This is a genomic window from Lentzea sp. NPDC051213, assembly GCF_044455585.1.
GTDB lineage: Bacteria > Actinomycetota > Actinomycetes > Mycobacteriales > Pseudonocardiaceae > Lentzea.
Map to the genome: position 1 here is coordinate 379,665 of NZ_JBITEX010000002.1, position 18,167 is coordinate 397,831.

Below are 18,167 nucleotides of genomic sequence, written 5' to 3' on the forward strand. Positions count from 1 at the left end.
TGTGCCGAAGATCTTCGTCAGCTACTCGCGCCAGGACTTCCACGCGGCCGAGGCGCTGACCTCGGTCCTCGCCGGGCACGGCGTGGACGCCTGGCTCGACGTCGAGCGGTTGCGGCCGGGCACCGACTGGGAGATCGCGATCAACGGCGCGATCGACCAGGCGGACGCCGTGGTGGTCGTGGCGTCTCCTGCCGCGATGGCGTCCCGGTGGGTGACCGAGGAGTGGCAACGGGCGCTGCGCCACGGCAAGCGGGTCCACGTGGCGCTGGTGCGCAGGACCGAGCTGCCGCCGGAGTTGTCGGAGATGCACGACCTGCGCGGCAGCTTCTTCCGGCGGGCGCGCGGGCTGGCCGAGGTGCTCCACGGGCGCGCCGCGGCGCAGCGGCGCGCGTTCCCGGTGTCCGTGCAGATGGCACTGCTGTGGCTGGCGCTCGGGTACGGCGCGGTGATCGCGGGCGTGGGCGCCACCCTCGGCTGGGACATCCACCAGGTTTACGACCACGCCGGGATGTCGCGGCTGGGCCTGGCCTTCGCGCTGACCAACGCGGTGGGCGTGGCGATCCTGAGCTACCTGATGGTGCGCCTGTTCCGGCGAACGGTGTCGCCCACGTCGTTGCAGGAAGGGCTCTTCGCGGTCCTGCTGTGCATGGTGTTCTCGCTGATCGGCACCCTGACGGTGAAGGGACGGGGCGACCCGGCCTGGCCCTACCTCCTCGCGGCGGCGTTGGCGGTGCTCGGCCTGCTGCTCCTCTGGCGGTCGCGCACGGTGCACCTGCAGATGCCCACCGGCAAGGGGATCGACCACCTCCGCAAGGGTCAGCGGGTCCGGCGCAGGCTGCGCGGCTTCGGCCCGCTCTGGACGGCGTACCAGCCGAGGTTCGAGGCGCTCAAGCAGGCCATGCCCGGCGTCGGTGCCACCGGTAGCTACCGGTTGTGGTGCCAGCCGGAGGACAAGCCGCTCGCGCACCTGATCACCCACGCCTGCGCCGCCGCCGGGTTCGTCGAGGACGAGGTCGATCCGGGCTGGGTGTTCGTCGTCGTCACCGCCAGGACGCCGGAGCGGGTGATCCGCAACGCTCACGAGGTCTTCGGCGACCGCGTGGTGTTCGTGCTGGCGACGAGCCTGCGACTGGCGGACGACGAACTGCGCCGCCGCCAGTGGCTCGACTTCCGCGAGCAGGACCCGGAGGGGTTGTACGAGTTCCTGCGCGTGGTGGTGACCCGTCAGCCGGCCGAGCGCGGGGTGGTCACCGCGCCCATGGGCGTCGACACGTTCCGTGCGCCGAGCTACGTCACCGGCTACCTGACGTTCGGCCGGATGATGCTCGGGTTCATCGCGGCACCCGCTCTGGGCACGCTCATCGGCGGCCGGTTCGACGTCACGCTGATGCTCGTGACCTCGGCCCTCTGCGCGGCGGTGATCTACCTGATGCGCGGGACGGCGGCCCGCTCGATCGACCAGGTCTGGTGGTTCGGCCGAACGGTGCTGGTGCTCCTGCTGTTCGCCCCGTGGTTGTTCCTGGCGCCGAACCTGCCCATCATCGCGCCGATCAACCGCGCCGCCCTCGGCCTCGTCATGCTGATGGGCCTTTTCTTCCGGAAGAAACCGCTGCTGGCACTGTGGCTGCCGCCGGACGAGGGCGCGAAGGTCGCCGCCCCGGTGCTGCCGCCGGTGTCCGGGTTCTCGCTGCCACTGACGTCGCTGGTGCTGGCGACCGGCTATTTCTGGGCGGTCGCCGCTTGACCTTGTGACCGGGGTCACCCGTAGGTAGAGTCTGGCTCGCCGCCGCGTGGTAAGCGCTTTCCAAAGCCGATCCACGAGGTGGTGCGATGTCCGGAAGATCGCTCTCGGTCCTGCTCGCCGCGCTGGCCCTCTTCGCGGCCTCGTTGGTGCCACAGGCTGCCGCACAACCAGGTCCCGTCGCCGATCCACTTCCGACGCCCGCGCCGTCGGGCATCGGCGTGCGGCTGCAGGAGATCGCGCGGCTGCCGCAGTCCTCGACGACGCCGGCCGCCGGTGACAGCAGGCTCAAGCAGTACAACCGGGTCAACTACCTCGGCGAAATTCCGGACGGCTCCGGCCGGTTCTTCGTGCCGGACATGAACGGCAAGCTCTACACGCTCAGCCGTGACGGCAGCGGGCAGCGCACGTACCTCGACGTGCGGACCACGATCGGCGGGAACTTCCACAACCACCAGGGACTCGGCAGCGGGTTCGGGTTCGTCGCGTTCCACCCGCAGTTCGCCACGAACGGCAAGTTCTACACCGCGCACACCGAGGCCAAGGACGCGCTGAAGAAGCCGACGGACCTGCCGTCACCGTCGAACGCGGTGGTGCACGGCGTGATCACCGAGTGGACCGCGTCGAACCCGAAGGCGGCGACGTTCGCGGGCACGCGCCGTGAGCTGCTGCGCATCGGGTTCGTGATGTACCTGCACGGGTTCCAGGAGATCGGCTTCGGTCCGGACGGGTTGCTGTACCTGGCGGTCGGCGACGGCGGTGTCGGCTACCGCTCGGACGTGCCGCAGGACCTGAAGGTGCCGCAGGGCAAGATCCTGCGCATCGATCCAGCCGGGACCAACAGCGGCAACAGGAAGTACGGCATCCCGCCGTCGAACCCGTTCGTCGGCAGGCCGAACACGCTCGCCGAGATCTACGCGTCGGGCACGCGCGATCCTTACCGGTTCAGCTGGGACTCCGGCGGCACGCACAAGATGTTCCTCGGCCACATCGGCGAGAAGGTCGTCGAGTCCGTCTACGAGGTGAAGCCCGGTGCCAACCTGGGTTGGGGGCAAAGGGAAGGACACCTCACATATCGGCGCAACGACGCGAAGTGCCAGCTCTACCCGTTGCCCGCCGATGACGCGAAGTTCGGCTACACCTACCCGGTCGCGGGCTTCGACCACAACCGCCCCAACGGTGGCTGCGGCGACAGCGGCAACGCGCTGATCGGCGGCTTCGTCTACCGCGGCACGGCCATCCCGGCGTTGCAGGGCAAGTACGTCTACGGCGAGGGCGTGAAGGGCCTGCTGTTCTACGCCGACGAGAAGGACATGCGGGCAGGAGCGCCGATCGCGAAGACCCTGGAGCTCGCGGTGTACGACTCGGCGGGCCGGCGCACGACGATGCGGACTCTCGCGGGGAAGAACCGAGTCGACCTCAGGTTCGGCACGGACGCGGCGGGCGAGCTTTACGTGCTGGCCAAGGCGAACGGCAAGATCTGGAAGGTCACCGGCACCGTCCAGACCCAGGAAGCCTGCGACTCGGGCAGCGACGTCGTCAGCGGTGTCAACGGAAAGGGCGACTGGCGGCCGATCACCCCCTCGCGCTGGCGGTTCCCCGGCAACGAGGTCGTGCTCTCCAGGGCGGGTGCGGTCCGGCCAGGTCCGCGGCGCCCCAACGAGTACGCGGTCGTCACCAAGGGTCCGTCGTTCGGCAACGTCACGATCGACGCACAGGTGCGGCTCGACACCCCGGTGTCGCAGAAGGACCGCGACGTCGTGATCGTGTTCGGGCACCAGTCGGACACGAAGTTCTACTACGTGCACCTGTCGTCGGACAACAAGATCTACCCGCACAACGGGATCTTCCTCGTCGACAACGCCGACCGGCTGCGCATCGACGACCAGTGGAACGGCTCGACCGGTGCGCCGCCCGCCATCAAAGACATGAACTGGCACCGGATCCGGGTCACGCACTGCGCGGACACCGGCTCCATCGCGGTGTTCGTCGACGGGCAGTCGCAGCCGTTGATGACCGCGACCAACAGCGTGCTGAAGGGCGGCCGGATCGGCTTCGGCTCGTTCGACAACATCGGCCGGATCAGCGACCTGCGGATCACCGGAAAGGCGCAGGTGCAGGCGCTGGCGGCGACGGACGTCTCGCCGGGCATCGCGTCCTCGGTCGTGCACCACTACGACTTCGAGCACCCCGTGGCCGGTGACGCGAAGAAGGAGGACGACATCGGCCGGGCCGACTCCCGCACCCCGATCACGCTGATCAACGGCGGTGCGGCCATGCGGGTGGCCGACGGCGCGTTCCCGGCTTCGAAGACGTCGATGCAGCTCAAGCAGGTGCAGCCGGCCAGAGCGGGCAACGACGACTGGAAGGCCGGGGTCTACAACTCCGGCGGCGTCGCGTCGATGAAGGCGTTCAACAAGGTCCGCGGCGTGTCGATCATGACGTGGGTCAAGGTCACCGGTGAGGCGCCCGCACGTAATTCGAACTCGTCGGGCACGGGCGACTTCTACGGCGCCATCGGGTTCGCCGGACTGTTGAGCGGCAACTCGGACGGCCACGCCGCGCGGGCCCTGTTGGAGACGGAGAACCACAACGGCGCCATGCGGCTGATCGCGCTCGCCCGCCGGGTGGACGGCAGCGACAAGCAGTACTGGGTGTCGAATGCTGACTGGAAGACGCTGATACCGCCTAATAAGTGGGTGTTCCTCACGGGCACGTTCGACTTCGACACCGGCGCGATCGGTCTGTACGTCGACGGGAAGCCGGTCGAGGGCTCCTACGCGGTCAAGGGCGACCCGTGGAAGATCGTCGGGCCTCCCGAGCCCGACCTCTCGTCGGCCACGAACCCGCGCGGTATCAAGATCGGCGGCAGTCATCCGCAGAACAACCGCGAGGTCAACGCCTGCAACTGCCGCATGGACGGGCTGATGTTCCTGGACCGGGCGGTGACCGCCGATGAGGTGCGCGGACAGTACGAGTGGGTGACCAAAGGCCCGAGCTGAGTCTTGTAACCACCCTGTCGGCTAGGTAGATTCCGGTGGCCGCTGCAATGGAAAGCGCTTTCCGCTGCCGTGCTGCTACGGCCTGGCCCACAGGGTGGTGGGGATGTTCAGACGGTTATCTCGTTTGGCTGTAACAACATTCGTACTTTCAGCCTTGTTCGTGCCCATCGCTTCGGCGCAGTCCGAGGCGCCGATCGCCGACCCGTTGCCGACGCCGGGTGCCGCGGGCATCGGCCTGGAGCTCACCGAGATCGCGCAGCTGCCGGAGTCGAAGCCGGTGCCACCACCGACCGACTCGCGACTGCGGCGCTACAACCGCATCAACTACCTGGGGGAGCTGCCGGACGGCTCGGGCCGGCAGTTCGTGCCGGACATGAACGGCAAGCTCTACCTGCTCGACCACGGCACGCAGCACGTGTTCCTGGACCTGGGGGCGGCGGTCGGTCCCGACTTCCACAACCACCGCGGCCTGGGCAGCGGCTTCGGGTTCGCGGCGTTCCACCCGAACTTCAAGCGCAACGGCAAGTTCTACACCGTGCACACCGAAACCGGTTCCGCGCTGACGGAGAAGAAGCCCGACCTGCCGTCTCCCGCCGGCATGGAGGTCCACGGTGTGATCACCGAGTGGACCGCGGCGGATCCTCGCGCCAACCTCTTCTCCGGTGCCCGCCGCGAGGTCATGCGCGTCGGCTACGCGTCGTTCATCCACGGCTTCCAGGAGATCGGCTTCAACCCGACCGCGCACTGGTGGGACGAGGACTACGGACTGCTCTACCTCGCCTCTGGCGACGGTGGCATCGGCACCAACACGACTGTGCCGCAGGACCTGGCGCTGCCGCAGGGCAAGATCCTGCGCATCGACCCGGCGGGCACCAACGGTGCGAACAACCGGTACGGCATTCCGCGGTCGAACCCGTTCGTGCAGAAGGCCGGCGCGCTGGGCGAGATCTACGCGTACGGCATGCGCGACCCGTACCGCTTCAGCTGGGACGGCCACCGGATGTTCCTCGGCCACATCGGCGAGAAGGCCGTCGATTCCGTCTACGAGGTGCGCAAGGGCGCTAACCTCGGCTGGAGCGAACGTGAGGGTCTCTGGGAGTACCGCCGGGGCGACCCGTCCTGCGGTGTGTTCCCGCTGCCGGCCGACGACGCGAAGTTCGGCTACACCTACCCGGTCGCGGCGTTCGACCACAACCGGCTCGCCTCCTCGCGGCCGTGCGCCGACAGCGGCAACGCGTTGATGGGCGGCTTCGTCTACCGCGGCAGGAAGATCCCGTCGTTGCGTGGCAAGTACATCTACGGCGAAGGCGTCAAGGGACTCATCTACTACACCGAGGAACGCGAGATGCGCCTCGGCAGGCCGATGGCGACCACGCGCGAACTGATGGTGTACGCCAACGGCCAGCTGACCACGATGAAGGCGCTCGTCAACGACCCCAACCGCGTCGACCTGCGCTTCGGCCAGGACGCCGAGGGCGAGCTCTACGTGCTGGCGAAGGCCAACGGCAAGGTGTGGAAGGTGACGGGTGCGCGCACCTTCGCCTCGTGCCGCACCGGCCACGATCTCGTCGCCGGCGCGACCTCCGCGCGTTCCTGGCAGCCGGTGACGCCCGCGTTGTGGCAGTTCCCCGGCCGCGAGGTCGTGCTGGCGCAGGCCGGTGCGCCACGTCCTGGCCCGCGCCGCCCGTTCGAGTACGCGGTTCTGTCGAAGGGGCCGGAGTTCCGTTCGGTCCAGGTCGACGCTTCGGTGCGGCTGGACACGCCCGTGTCCGAGTCCAACCGGGACGTGATCATCGTGTTCGGCTACCGCTCGGACACCGAGTTCTACTACGCGCATCTGTCCTCGGACAACAAGATCTACCCGCACAACGGGATCTTCGTGGTGAACAACGCCGATCGCCTGCGCCTGGACCACCAATGGGATGCGGCACGGTCCGTCGGCGCGGCACCGGCCGTCTCGGACACGGCCTGGCATCGCGTGCGGGTCAAGCATTGTGCTGATACGGGGGAGATCGCGGTGTACATGGACGGGTCTCCGCATCCGCTGATGACCGCCGTGGACAAGACCTTCTCCTCCGGCCGCGTCGGGTTCGGCTCGTTCGACAACATCGGCAGACTGCGCGACCTGCGCGTGCTGGGCAAAGGGGTGAGGTCGTGAGGCGACTGCTCGTGGCAGGCCTGGTCGCGGCGTTCTGCGTCGGCCTGGCCGCACCAGCGCAGGCCACGTTCGGCACAGTGCTGCCGACGCTGTCCCGCAACCTGGTGTCGTACTACGACTTCGAGCACCCGGTGCGTGCCGACAAGGCGCTGGAACAGGATCGTGGTCGCTCGAGGACACCGCTGTCGCTGATCAACGGCGGCGCGGACATGCGGGTGCGGGACGGCGCGTTCCGGGGCAGCCGGAACTCGTTGCAGCTCAAGCAGATCAACCCGACCGTCGCCGGCAACGACGACTGGAAGGCCGGTCTGTACAGCGAAACGGGGGTGCCGTCGTTGAAGGCGTTCAACGGCACCCGCCAGGCGTCGATCATGGGCTGGGTGAAGATGACGGGCCAGAACCCGGCCCCGAACTCGAACTCCGCCAACCCGAACGACCTCTACGGCGCGATCGGTCTGGCCGGCGTGCTGTCCGGCGACTCCAACGGTCACGCGGTGCGCGCGTTGCTGGAGCTGATCCAGGTCGACGGCCAGCTCAAGCTCGTCGCGCTGGCGCGGCGCATCGACGGCGGCGATTCGCAGACGTTCGCGGCTGCGGAGGACTGGCAGAAGTTGTTGCCGCAGAACGAATGGGTGTTCCTGTCGGCGACGTTCGACTTCGACACCGGTGCGATGGCGTTGTACCGCAACGGGAAGCCCTTGGCGGGTAAGTACGTGGTCGCCGGTGATCCGTGGAAGCTCGAAGGCGAGCCTGAACCAGACCTGGCGTCGGCCACTGATCCGCGCGGCTTCAAGATCGGCGGTAGTTACCCGCAGAACAACCGCGAGGGCAACGCCTGCAACTGCCGGATGGACAGCCTGATGTTCCTGGACCGCGTCGTGAAGCCGTGGGAGGTACACCTCCAGTACCACTGGATGAAGGGCTGATCTTGGCCGCAGGCCTGATCGCCCGGAGTGGCGATCAGGCCTCCGGCCACAGCGTGACGTGCCAGCGCTCGATGCCTCGCACGTCGTCCCGGTGCTCGAAGTGCCGGGCGGCAAAGGCCTCGTCGCGCCCGGAGCACGTCACCGCGCAGAGCACACGGCCGGGCGGGGGAGCAGGCAGCACCAGTGCCGGCATTCCCTCGAGGTCGGTCAGGGCGATCTTCCTGGCGGAACTGATGAACCAGTGGTGCGGCTCTTGCTCCCGGATGTCGGCCGGCACCTCGGCCGACGAGACGAACACCTCGAGCGTCACGTGCGCGGTGTGGTTGCTGGTGACGCTGTTGAGCCCGATCGCGTCACCGGCCGACACCGCGAGTGACTCGTAGTCGTGCTGGTCGAACGGAGTGTCCTCCAGCGGCATCGGGTGGTTGCCCAGGTTGATGCGGCGGAAGTACACCGGTACAGACACCTCGTACTTCGCCACCGCTAGAGCGTAGCGATCCTGACCGCCTTGGCCATCGCCTCGAACCCCTTGTCGCCGGGGTGCAGGTGGTCGCCCTGGTCGTACTCGGCCTTGATCCGCTGCGGATCCGCCGGGTCGCGGATCACCGCGTCGAAGTCGACGACCGCGTCGAAGTCGCGGCTGGTGCGGATGAACGCGTTCACGTCCTGCCGCACCGCCTCGAGTTCGGCGGTGTAGCTGAACCAGCCCTTGAACGGCGTGATCGTCGCGCCGACCACCCGCAGCCCGCGGTCGTGCGAGCGCTGGGCGATCTGCTTCAGGGCCGCGATGATCTTCTGCGGGTCGGTCTGGTGCGGCGTCTGCTGGATGTCGTTGATGCCCTCGAAGACGATGACCGAGCGGACACCGGACTGGGTCAGGACGTCGCGGTTCAGCCGCGCCAGCGCGTTCGGGCCGGCCCAGTCGCCGTCGAGCAGCAGGCGGTTGCCGCTGATGCCCGCGTTCAGCACGCCCATGCGGGTGTTGATGCGGTCGGCGAGCTGGTCGGGCCAGCGCAGGTTCGCGCCCCACGTCGAGTTCGCGCCGTCGGTGATCGAGTCGCCGAGCGCCACCACGCTGCCCTGCAACGAGGACGAGCGCACGTCGACGCCCGAGACGTAGTGCCAGGCGGTGGTGCGTTCGCGGAACGCGGCCGCGGACTCGTCGGCGCTGTGGTTGCCGTCGCGGGTGAAGTACGAGTTCTGCATGGTCAGCTGGTGGTGCGTGACCGGGCCGCCCGGTCCCGGCGTGTAGACGGTCACCAGGAGGTCCGAGTCGGCCGGGACGTTCAGGGCCACGCCGTCGCTGAGCACGTCGGCACCGGGTGGTGCGGTGATCGACTGGGCGCCGCCGAACGTGAGGGTGCGCATCGTGCCCGGCACCGCGAGAGGCGTGTCCGGACCGGCCGCGCGGGCCACGGTGACCTGGCCGAACACGGTCGGCGTGCGGCCGTAGGCGTTGGACAGGCGGACGCGGATCTCCTTGCCGCCCGCGCTGACGTGCACGATGTTGCGCATGGAGAAGTTCGAATAGCCGTTCTCGGTGCCCGGCACGGCCGAGGACGGTGCTGTCGCCCACGTGCCGATCCACCTCGCGGGTGCGGCCTGCGCGGGCGAGGCGACCGCCACCAACAACGCCACTGCCAGCAGAAAGCGTGTCATGCACTTGACCTTGGCAGCGCTCTCGCACGGACGGTATCCGCCGATCTTCGGGTCTATTCTCACCTCGTGTGGAACGGGGCTGAATACCAGCGCAGGTTCGACTCCCTGGCCGAGTCGGGGATGGACGTGCACGGCGAGGCGACGTTCGTGCGGGCCTACGCGCCGAAGACCGTGCTGGACGCCGGATGCGGCACCGGGCGGGTCGCGATCGAGCTGGCCAGGCACGGCATCGAGGTCGTCGGGGCTGACCGCGACCAGTCGATGCTCGCCTACGCGCGGGAACGTGCGCCGGGCGTCACTTGGGTGCGGTCCGACCTGGCCGAACTCGACCTGGAGCGCACCTTCGACGTGGTCGTCATGGCGGGCAACGTGCCGCTGTTCACCGAGCCCGGCACCCAGGACCGGCTCGTCGCGGGAGTGGCCAGGCACGTCGGTTCCGGCCTGCTGATCGCCGGGTTCAGCCTTGATCGCGGGTACGGCGTCGAGGAGTACGACGAGCACTGCGCGCAGGCCGGGCTGAAGCTCGTCGAGCGGTTCGCCACCTGGAACCGGGAAGAATTCCGGAACGGCGACTACGCCGTGTCGGTCCACGCGCCCGGCCTGTCCTGAATCGGACACTGTCTTGATTCGGCCAGAACCCTGGCCATGCGTCCTCCCTTCGGTGTAGGTCTGTTGATCTACCGCAAGCTGTTTTGGGGGATGCATGCGTCTATTGGGAGCAATCGCCGTCACCGCGCTGGTGCTGAGCGGCCAGACCGCCGTCGCGGCACCGGCCGCGGTGCAGCCGGATCCGCTGCTGGCGTTCCTGGAGGATCCGGGCACGGCCGACGTGGTGAAGGCGGCGCGGGCGCGGGAGGCCAAGACCAGGGCCCGGGTCCTGAGCGCGGCGAAGCCCGGCTACACCTACGCGGAACGTGAGCCGGCGTCCGTGCGCGGACGCAACGACAACCCGTGGGCCGCCGAGTCCACGGACTTCCGCAGGCACCGCAGCGCGGTGTTCACGGGGTCGCTGCTCGCGGACCCGACCATGCCGGTGGTCGGCGAGTTCACCGAACCCAACGACACCCAGCCGACCGCGAGCGACAGCGGCGTCGGCACCGCCCGCCGCGCGATCCGCACGACCGGCCAGATCGCGGGCGCGGACCAGGACTTCTACAAGCTGCGCGGTGCTGGCCTCACGACCATCGCCACCCTCACGGCGGGCAGTGACCTCGACACCGTGCTCACGGTGTTCGACGCGGCCGGCAAGGAGATCGCGGCCAACGACTCGGTCGGCCTGAGCACCGACGCCAGCCTGGAGATCGAGCTCGCGGCCGGGGCGGACTTCTTCGTCCGCGTCACCGGCGCGGGCAACACCGCCGGTGCCTACGAACTGACGCTCGCCGCCGGTGAAGGCAAGGGGGACAAGGACTTCTTCGCCGTCGACCTGAAGGCCGGCGACGTCATCGGCGCGTCCGTCACGGGCGCCGCACGTCGCGTCGTCGTGCACGACATCAGGGCCCGCGAGGTGATGGGCTCCCGGCAGGACTTCTCCGGCGTCTACCCGAAGGAGAGCCCGCTTCCCGGCGGTGGCAACGCGGTCACGGACTACGTGGCACCGTACGACGGTCGCTACTACGTCGGCGTCGAGGACGGCGCGGGCCGCTACGAACTGACGGTGCAGGCGTTCCGGCCGGGCAGCGAGAAGGCCGGTCTGCAGACGGTGTTCGTCGACTTCAACGGCGCGCTCGTCGACACGAGCGTGTGGGGTGTGCCGGGGGAGAAGCAGCTCTCGCCGTTGTCGAAGTTCCTGGAGAACTGGGGCCTGACCGCCGCGGACGAGAACGCGGTCGTGTCGGTCGCGTTCGACACCGTGCGGGAGAACCTGGCGCTGCACGGCAGGTTCGGCGTGAGGTTGCTGAACAGCCGTGACCACGCCGATCCGTGGGGCCAGAAGAACGTCAGCAGGCTCGTCATCGGCGGCACGATCGCCGAGTCCGGCGTGCCGACGGTGGCCATCGCGCAGACCATCGACCCCGGCAACTTCGGTCACGAGGAAACCGCGATGGTGCAGCTCGACCTGCTCAGCGCACCGGCGGGCCCCGGTGTCTCGCTCAACACCTACATCAGGCCGGAGAGCGACAAGGTCAAGTTCGTCGGCCGGGCGCTCGGCAACATCGCGGCGCACGAGCTCGGCCACCTCTCCGGTTCGTGGCACCAGCACCAGTTCAACGCGCACGACACGTTGATGGACCAGGGTGGCAACGCGGCGGCGATGTTCGCGGTCGGCGCGGACGCCATCGGCGGCAACGCCGACGACACCGACATGGACTTCGGCGAGGACCACTTCGTGCCGAACGAGGGCTTCACCGGCATCGAGGACGCGGTCAGCCGCACCCGGTGGGGCTACAGCACGATTCGTTGAATCAGGGAAAGTTTCGGAATCGACCAGCTCGTTACGCTGGTCGGGTGAGCAGCGCACGAACCACGAGCGACCTGGTCCTCCAACTCCTGCAGCTGAGCCGTGACATCGAGCTGATGGCGGCTCAGCGGCTGGAGGGGACGGGGACCTCGTTGCGCGCGGTCAGCGTGCTGATGTGCGCCGACCTGAGCGAGAAGACCCAGGGCGAGATCGCGGAGCAGGCCTGCCTCGACAAGTCCACGATGGTGCACACCGTCGACGACCTGGAACGGGGCGGCCTTGCCGCGCGCAAACCGTCGCAGAAGGACCGCCGTGCGCGCGTCGTCGAGGTGACTGACGCGGGCCGCAAGTTGGTCGCCTCCACCGAGAACGTGCTGGACGGGCTGTACGGCGAGGTGCTCGGCCGGCTGCCGGAAGCGGACCGCGAGCCGTTCCTCCGGTCGCTCGCCACGCTGGTCGACGCTCGTTCGCCTGAGCCGGTCGTGACGGCCGATCGTGCGCCCCGGAGGCGCTCCGCTCGCTGAACAACGCCTTGCCGGTGACTGGCTGATGATGGCGTTCTCAATAGTTTCAGTGTTGACTAAAGATAATCCTCACCGAGGTGCTCGCGGATGACCTTCTTGGGCACGCACATCGTCCAAGCGCCGATGACGAGCTCGGTCATCTCCTCGACGTCGAGCTCGGCCATCGAGGCGTGCACCCACTGGAAGCGCATGTCGGACTCGCTCGGGAACGCGAACTTCACCGGGTCGCTCGCGACCAGGGCTTCCCGTTCCTCGCGCGGGAAACCGAAGCCCAGCACCGTTTCGTCGCGCGACAGCGCCGCGTAGACGATCTGGCCCACGCGGAACTTCACGCGGTCGCGGATGAGGTGTTCGGTGGTGCGCGGCAGCGACAGGGCCACGGCGCGGATGTCGGCGGTGGTGACCATCAGTCGATCCTGTAGTGGGCGTTGGAGTTGTGCAGGAATCTGGCGCGGCCGGTCTCGTCGCGGCCGACGAACGAGTAGACGTGGTGCGAGCCGAAGTCCGGTTCGGCGGTGATGACCGAGGTGTCGTCGAGGCGGACGACCTCGTCGCGGTGGGTGTGGTCGCCGACGAATATCGCGCCGAGCGGAGTGCGCGGAACGTAGCTGAGGAACCCGCGGCCGCCTTCGGCGCTCAGGGTGTAGTCGATGTGGGTGCCGCGGTAGATGCCGCACATCCAGTCGTCGATCGGCGCGGGGGTCGCCGGTGGCGTGGCGCGGGCCGGCGGCTCGATGCCGGCCAGGTCGCGGAGGGTGTGGGTGAAGACCTCGTGGGCCAGTGCCGGGCCGCTGGTGCTGTTCGTCAGCACCGCGACCGCGACGCCCGCGGACGGCACGACGCGCAGGAAGGCCTTCTGGCCGATGGTGGTGCCGGTGTGGCCGACGACGCCGTCGGGGTGCAGCATCCAGCCGAGTCCCCACGCCTCGACGTCGGGGGCGAAGTTCGGCAGGTCGGTGACCTGGGGCTCGCGCAGCGCGGCGAACTCGTCGGTGAGGTGCAGGCGGGCGAACTCCAGCAGGTCGCGGGCGCTCATGGCGAGCTGGGCGCCGGTGGGGGAGTTGGAGTGCGCGAGCGCCCATCTCGTGACCGGGGTGAGCACGCCGTGGACCGGCTCGTGGCCGACGGCGGCGCGGTGCAGGATCGCCTCTTCGGCGGTGGTGGACACGGTCTGCAGGCCCAGTGGCGTCACCAGGTGTGTGCGCAGCACCTCGTGGAACGGCTTGCCGCGCAGCACCTCGATCAGCCGGCCGAGCACGACGAACCCGCTGTTGCTGTAAGAGAACAGCTCGCCGGGCGAAAAGAGCTGGTCGGCGGTGGTCAGCGTGGCGACGAACGCGGCGATCGCGTCGTCGTTGCGGCCGGTGTCGGTCATCAGGTTGCCGTCGATTCCGCTCGTGTGCGTCAGCAGGTGACGGGCGGTGATCGACTCGGTGGCCTCCGGGGTGCTCAATTCGAGTGTCGGCAAATAGGAACGAATCGGACAATCTAGATCAAGAACGCCTTCGTTCACCAATTGCCAGGCCAAAGTCGACGTCCAGATCTTCGTTATCGAGCCGATCTGGAACACCGAGTCGGTGGTTGTCCCGACAACGGTCCGCCGGCTGAGCACGCCCGCCGCGACCTCCTTGAAATCCCCGTTGGCCAGCACCGCGACCTGCGCGCCCGGCACGTCGTGCCGCTGGATCAGTTCAGCGAGGTTCCAGTCCATCACGTAATTCTATTGTGTTAACAAGCCAATTAAGACGCGGGAATACTTTCGTAAGGTGAGAGCGCGACCACACTTCGCTTCCCCATTTCACCCGATCGGGTGAAAAGTGGAGCGATGAACCTGAAACGGTCCCTTCCGGCTCTTGTTCCGCTAGTGCTGGCCGCCTCCTTCCTCGCGGTCGGCACGGCTGAGTCGGGGACACCGAAGCAGAGTCCCGTCAACGTCACGCCCGGCGCGATCAGAATCGACCCGTACGCGCCCAAGCTCGACGTCACCTACGGCGACTCCGCGCTGGAGTTGAAGTACATCCGCAAGGACGCGGACAAGCCGGACGGCTGCACGGTTCGCGACCACGAGGAGACCGAGGAGGCGGAGGTCGAGCCCGGTTCCGGGCACGTCACCGTTGCGGGCACCAGGTACGACCTGGTGCAGTTCCACTTCCACACGCCGTCCGAGCACCAGTTCTCCGGCCACAACTACCCGCTGGAGATGCACCTGGTGCACCGCAGCTCGGCCGGCAAGCTGCTGGTCGTCGGTGTGCCGCTGCGGGTGGGCCCGCACTCGGTCGTGGACGACGTCCTGGCGAAGCTCGCGCCGGAATGCGGGGCGCCGGTGGAGATCGAGCCCATCAACCTCAACCGGTTGCTGCCGCTCGACCACCAGACGCTGCACTACACCGGCTCGCTCACCACGGCGCCGTTCACCGAGGGGGTCGAGTGGTACCTCACGAAGGAGCAGCACGTGACGGCCACCACGATCGCCCGCTTCAAGGGGCTGTTCTCCTCGGGCAACTCCCGGGCGACGCAGCCGCTGAACGGCCGGACCTTCGTCGGGGTCACGCGCATCTGACGGTTGTTCGCTGACGAAGGCCGGTCTCCTGTTCGGGGGCCGGCCTTCGTCGCGTGACGAGCTTCACCGGTTCAGAAGTCGTGAGCAATAGCCCGCGTGTGCAACTATTGCTCACGCGGACAACCTACGACTTCAAGGACTGTGTGACATGCCTGTCGCTCTGCTCGCCCTCGCGATCAGCGCCTTCGCCATCGGCACGACCGAGTTCGTGATCATGGGGCTGCTCCCCGAGGTGGCCACTGACCTGGGTGTTTCCATTCCCTCGGCCGGCCTGCTGATCTCCGGCTACGCACTCGGTGTAGTCGTCGGCGCGCCGTTGCTGACCGTGCTCGGCGGGCGCCTCCCGCGCAAGAAGATGCTCATGGCGCTGATGGTGCTGTTCATCGCGGGCAACTTGGTCTCCGCCTTCGCCGAGACGTATGGCGTGCTGATGAGCGGTCGCGTCGTCGCGGCGCTGGCGCACGGCGCGTTCTTCGGTGTCGGCTCGGTCGTCGCCGCGGATCTCGTTGCGCCCCAACGCAGGGCGAGCGCCATCGCGTTGATGTTCACCGGTCTGACCGTGGCGAACGTCCTCGGCGTGCCGATGGGTACCGCGCTCGGCCAGGCGCTGGGCTGGCGCTCGACGTTCTGGGCGGTGACCGCGCTCGGCGTGATCGGCCTGCTCGGCATCCTGTTCCTGGTGCCGCAGCAGCAGGCACAGGGCGGCAATCTGCGCAGCGAACTTGCCGTGTTCCGCAACCCGCAGGTGTGGCTGGCACTGCTGATGACGGCGCTCGGGTTCGCGGGTGTGTTCGCGTCGTTCACCTACATCGCGCCGATGATGACCGAGGTCGCCGGGTTCTCGTCGGGTGCCGTGACGTGGCTGCTGGTGCTGTTCGGGGTGGGCCTGTTCGTGGGCAACCTGGTGGGCGGCAAGGCCGCGGACCGCTCGGTGATGAAGAGCGTGATGGTCATCCTGGTCGCGCTCGCCGCCGTGCTGGCGGCCTTCGTGTTCACCGCGCACTCGCAGTGGGCCGCCGCGATCACCATCGTGCTGTTCGGCGCGGCCGGGTTCGCCACGGTGGCGCCGCTGCAAATGCGCGTCATGCAGACGGCGGAGGGCGCGCCGGCGCTGGCGTCCGCGGCGAACATCGCGGCGTTCAACCTCGGCAACGCCGGTGGTGCCTGGCTCGGTGGGGTAGCCATCACCAAGGGCCTCGGCTACACCGCGCCGAACTGGATCGGCGCCCTGCTCGCCGTCGGTGGTCTCGCGGTGGCCGTGGTGTCGGTGCTGCTTGATCGCCGTGTGAGCAGTCGCACCGCGCACGAGTCTTCTGAAGCGCGTCAGAAGGACCGTAAGATGGTTCCGGTCGCTAACTAATTCGTCCTGGGTCAGTGCCGACTGCGGACACCTCATCAGGAGCGAATGTGAACACCACCCGCGCCATGACCGCGCTCGCGCTCGGCGGGTTCGGCATCGGTACGACCGAGTTCGCGACGATGGGCCTGCTGCCGCAGATCGCGGAGACCTTCCGGATCCCGGATTACGAGGCCGGTCACGCCATCAGCCTCTACGCCGCCGGTGTCGTCGTCGGTGCGCCGCTGATCGCGGTGCTCGGCGCGAAGCTCCCGCGCAAGGGGATGCTGATCGGCCTGATGCTCGCGGTCGCCCTGGGCAACGGGCTGTCGGCCGCCGCTCAGGACAAGACGTTGCTGCTGGTGGCCCGGTTCGTCGCCGGGCTGCCGCACGGCGCGTTCTTCGGCATCGCGGCCGTGGTGGCGGCGACGCTCGTCGCTCCCGAACGGCGAGGCACAGCGGTCGCGCGCGTGATGGTCGGACTGACCGTCGCGAACCTCGTCGGTGTACCGCTCGCCACCGCCGCGGGCCAGCAGATCGGCTGGCGCACCGCGTACCTCGCGGTCGCGGTGATCGCGCTGGTCACCGCCGTGGCGATCGCGGCGTGGGTGCCGGTGGTGCCGCGCGCGGAGGGTGCGTCGATGAAGGGCGAGGTCCGCGCGTTCGGCCGCCCGACGGTGTGGTTCGCGATCTTCACCGGCATGATCGGCTTCGGCGGCATGTTCGCCGTCTACTCCTACGTCGCCCCGCTGACGACCGAGGTCGCGGGCCTGCCCGCGTCCGTCGTGCCGTGGATGCTCGCGGTGTTCGGGCTCGGCATGACGCTCGGCGCGACGTTCGGCGGCCGGTTCGTGGACCGCTCCTCGATGGGCTCGGTGTTCGGCGGCCTGATCGCGGTGTGCCTGATCCTGGTCCTGTTCGGACTGACCGCGACCGTGCCGGCGTTGATGTTCGTGATGCTGTTCCTGCTGGGCTTCGTCGTGCAGATCCTGGCGGCCGCTCTGCAGATCCGTCTCATGGACGCCTCACCGGACGCCCCGGCGCTGGCGTCCTCGTCCAACCACTCGTCGCTCAACGTCGCGAACGGTGCCGGTGCGTGGCTGGGTGGCCTGGCGATCGCGGCGGGCTGGGGCTACGTGTCGACGGCCTGGGTCGGTGTCGCGTTGTCCCTGGCGGGCCTGGCGATCGCGGTGGCGTCGGTGGTCTACGAACGGCGTGCTTTGACGCGGCTGACCACGAACCAGCCGATGGCGATGGCCAGCGCGGCGAGCACGACCGTCGACACCCAGCCCAGGTAGCGGTCGACCAGCTGGTAGTTCTCGCCGAGCGCGTAGCCGGCGAGGATCAGCGCGGTGTTCCACACCAGACTGCCCGCCGCGGTGTAGGCCGTGAACCTCAGGATCGGCATCCCGGACACCCCGGCCGGGATCGAGATCAGGCTCCGCACCACCGGCACCATTCGTCCTAGGAAGACGGCTTTGGTGCCGTGCCTGTCGAACCACTCATCCGCTTTGTCCACATCGGACGCCGTGACGAATGGCAGCCGGTCGGCGATCTTCCGCATCCGCTCCAGCCCGAGCCACGCGCCCAGGCCGTACAGGACGAGCGCGCCGGCCACGGAACCCGCTGTCGTCCACAGGATCGCCGCGAGCAGCGAGATCCTGCCCTGCCCCGCGGTGAACCCGGCCAGCGGCAGGATCACCTCGCTCGGCACCGGCGGGAAGACGTTCTCCAGCGCCACCGCCAGGCCGGCGCCGGGGGAGCCCAGCGCCTCCATGAGCCGCGTGATCCAGTCCACAGAGACGATTTACCCGTTTTGTCTGGGCGTTCAACCCTCGGGTGGAGACGGATCTCCACCCG

At 68.5% G+C, this 18,167-nt stretch carries 15 protein-coding genes; 10 read left to right on the forward strand and 5 right to left on the reverse strand.

What is annotated here, in order from left to right; translation table 11 throughout:
- Position 1: 1 nt before the first annotated feature.
- The 4 genes from ACIA8G_RS08590 (at position 2) to ACIA8G_RS08605 (ending at position 7,827) form a co-directional block, all read left to right on the forward strand.
- Positions 2-1,744: a toll/interleukin-1 receptor domain-containing protein gene (locus tag ACIA8G_RS08590; RefSeq protein WP_396417716.1), complete on the forward strand. Its 1,743-nt coding sequence runs from the start codon at positions 2-4 to the stop codon at positions 1,742-1,744.
- Between the two features lie 86 nt (positions 1,745-1,830).
- Positions 1,831-4,743: a PQQ-dependent sugar dehydrogenase gene (locus ACIA8G_RS08595; RefSeq protein ID WP_396417717.1), complete on the forward strand. Its 2,913-nt coding sequence runs from the start codon at positions 1,831-1,833 to the stop codon at positions 4,741-4,743.
- 160 nt (positions 4,744-4,903) lie between these two features.
- Positions 4,904-6,901, forward strand: a complete 1,998-nt coding sequence (locus ACIA8G_RS08600) for a PQQ-dependent sugar dehydrogenase (protein ID WP_396417718.1) — start codon at positions 4,904-4,906, stop codon at positions 6,899-6,901.
- Entirely contained in the window at positions 6,898-7,827 is a 930-nt protein-coding gene (locus tag ACIA8G_RS08605; protein ID WP_396417719.1) for a hypothetical protein, read from the forward strand. Before ACIA8G_RS08600 ends, ACIA8G_RS08605 begins: the two co-directional genes overlap by 4 nt.
- A gap of 34 nt (positions 7,828-7,861) precedes the next feature.
- Here ACIA8G_RS08605 and ACIA8G_RS08610 read toward each other — a convergent pair whose 3' ends face one another.
- Together ACIA8G_RS08610 and ACIA8G_RS08615 are read right to left on the reverse strand one after the other, a co-directional pair.
- Positions 7,862-8,308, reverse strand: a complete 447-nt coding sequence (locus ACIA8G_RS08610) for a hypothetical protein (protein WP_396417720.1) — start codon at positions 8,306-8,308, stop codon at positions 7,862-7,864.
- 2 nt (positions 8,309-8,310) lie between these two features.
- Positions 8,311-9,486: an SGNH/GDSL hydrolase family protein gene (locus ACIA8G_RS08615; protein WP_396417721.1), complete on the reverse strand. Its 1,176-nt coding sequence runs from the start codon at positions 9,484-9,486 to the stop codon at positions 8,311-8,313.
- Between the two features lie 66 nt (positions 9,487-9,552).
- Between ACIA8G_RS08615 and ACIA8G_RS08620 the strand changes: the two genes are divergently transcribed.
- The 3 genes from ACIA8G_RS08620 to ACIA8G_RS08630 all read left to right on the forward strand — a co-directional run bounded on the left by ACIA8G_RS08620 (position 9,553) and on the right by ACIA8G_RS08630 (position 12,411).
- The gene (locus ACIA8G_RS08620) at positions 9,553-10,095 is read left to right on the forward strand and encodes a class I SAM-dependent methyltransferase (RefSeq protein WP_396417722.1); all 543 of its coding nucleotides are present in this window, start codon (positions 9,553-9,555) and stop codon (positions 10,093-10,095) included.
- 94 nt (positions 10,096-10,189) lie between these two features.
- Positions 10,190-11,890, forward strand: a complete 1,701-nt coding sequence (locus tag ACIA8G_RS08625) for a hypothetical protein (protein WP_396417723.1) — start codon at positions 10,190-10,192, stop codon at positions 11,888-11,890.
- A 44-nt stretch (positions 11,891-11,934) separates the two neighbouring features.
- Positions 11,935-12,411, forward strand: coding sequence for a MarR family winged helix-turn-helix transcriptional regulator (locus ACIA8G_RS08630; RefSeq protein ID WP_396417724.1), 477 nt, complete (start codon positions 11,935-11,937; stop codon positions 12,409-12,411).
- A gap of 56 nt (positions 12,412-12,467) precedes the next feature.
- On the opposite strand, the gene ACIA8G_RS08635 is transcribed toward ACIA8G_RS08630, so the two are convergent.
- Positions 12,468-12,818: an MmcQ/YjbR family DNA-binding protein gene (locus ACIA8G_RS08635; RefSeq protein ID WP_396417725.1), complete on the reverse strand. Its 351-nt coding sequence runs from the start codon at positions 12,816-12,818 to the stop codon at positions 12,468-12,470.
- On the reverse strand, positions 12,818-14,122 hold the full coding sequence (locus ACIA8G_RS08640; protein WP_396417726.1) for a serine hydrolase domain-containing protein: 1,305 nt from the start codon (positions 14,120-14,122) through the stop codon (positions 12,818-12,820). Before ACIA8G_RS08640 ends, ACIA8G_RS08635 begins: the two co-directional genes overlap by 1 nt.
- A gap of 114 nt (positions 14,123-14,236) precedes the next feature.
- On the opposite strand from ACIA8G_RS08640, the gene ACIA8G_RS08645 reads away from it, so the two are divergent.
- From ACIA8G_RS08645 to ACIA8G_RS08655, 3 genes are all read left to right on the forward strand, one after another.
- Positions 14,237-14,971: a carbonic anhydrase family protein gene (locus tag ACIA8G_RS08645; protein ID WP_396417727.1), complete on the forward strand. Its 735-nt coding sequence runs from the start codon at positions 14,237-14,239 to the stop codon at positions 14,969-14,971.
- A gap of 148 nt (positions 14,972-15,119) precedes the next feature.
- A complete protein-coding gene (locus ACIA8G_RS08650) occupies positions 15,120-16,331 on the forward strand; it encodes an MFS transporter (protein WP_396417728.1) in 1,212 nt (403 codons plus the stop codon).
- 47 nt (positions 16,332-16,378) lie between these two features.
- Entirely contained in the window at positions 16,379-17,605 is a 1,227-nt protein-coding gene (locus tag ACIA8G_RS08655; RefSeq protein WP_396417729.1) for an MFS transporter, read from the forward strand.
- On the opposite strand, the gene ACIA8G_RS08660 is transcribed toward ACIA8G_RS08655, so the two are convergent.
- A complete protein-coding gene (locus tag ACIA8G_RS08660; protein ID WP_396417730.1) occupies positions 17,512-18,105 on the reverse strand; it encodes a DedA family protein in 594 nt (197 codons plus the stop codon). The two genes, ACIA8G_RS08655 and ACIA8G_RS08660, sit on opposite strands and share 94 nt — an antisense overlap.
- Positions 18,106-18,167 lie beyond the last annotated feature (62 nt).

Coding starts and splice junctions, on each gene's coding strand:
- ACIA8G_RS08615 (WP_396417721.1), bottom strand. CDS start 9,486: ATGACACGCTTTCTGCTGGCAGTGGCGTTGTTGGTGGCGGTCGCCTCG.
- ACIA8G_RS08640 (WP_396417726.1), bottom strand. CDS start 14,122: ATGGACTGGAACCTCGCTGAACTGATCCAGCGGCACGACGTGCCGGGC.
- ACIA8G_RS08595 (WP_396417717.1), top strand. CDS start 1,831: ATGTCCGGAAGATCGCTCTCGGTCCTGCTCGCCGCGCTGGCCCTCTTC.
- ACIA8G_RS08645 (WP_396417727.1), top strand. CDS start 14,237: ATGAACCTGAAACGGTCCCTTCCGGCTCTTGTTCCGCTAGTGCTGGCC.
- ACIA8G_RS08635 (WP_396417725.1), bottom strand. CDS start 12,818: ATGGTCACCACCGCCGACATCCGCGCCGTGGCCCTGTCGCTGCCGCGC.
- ACIA8G_RS08650 (WP_396417728.1), top strand. CDS start 15,120: ATGCCTGTCGCTCTGCTCGCCCTCGCGATCAGCGCCTTCGCCATCGGC.
- ACIA8G_RS08625 (WP_396417723.1), top strand. CDS start 10,190: ATGCGTCTATTGGGAGCAATCGCCGTCACCGCGCTGGTGCTGAGCGGC.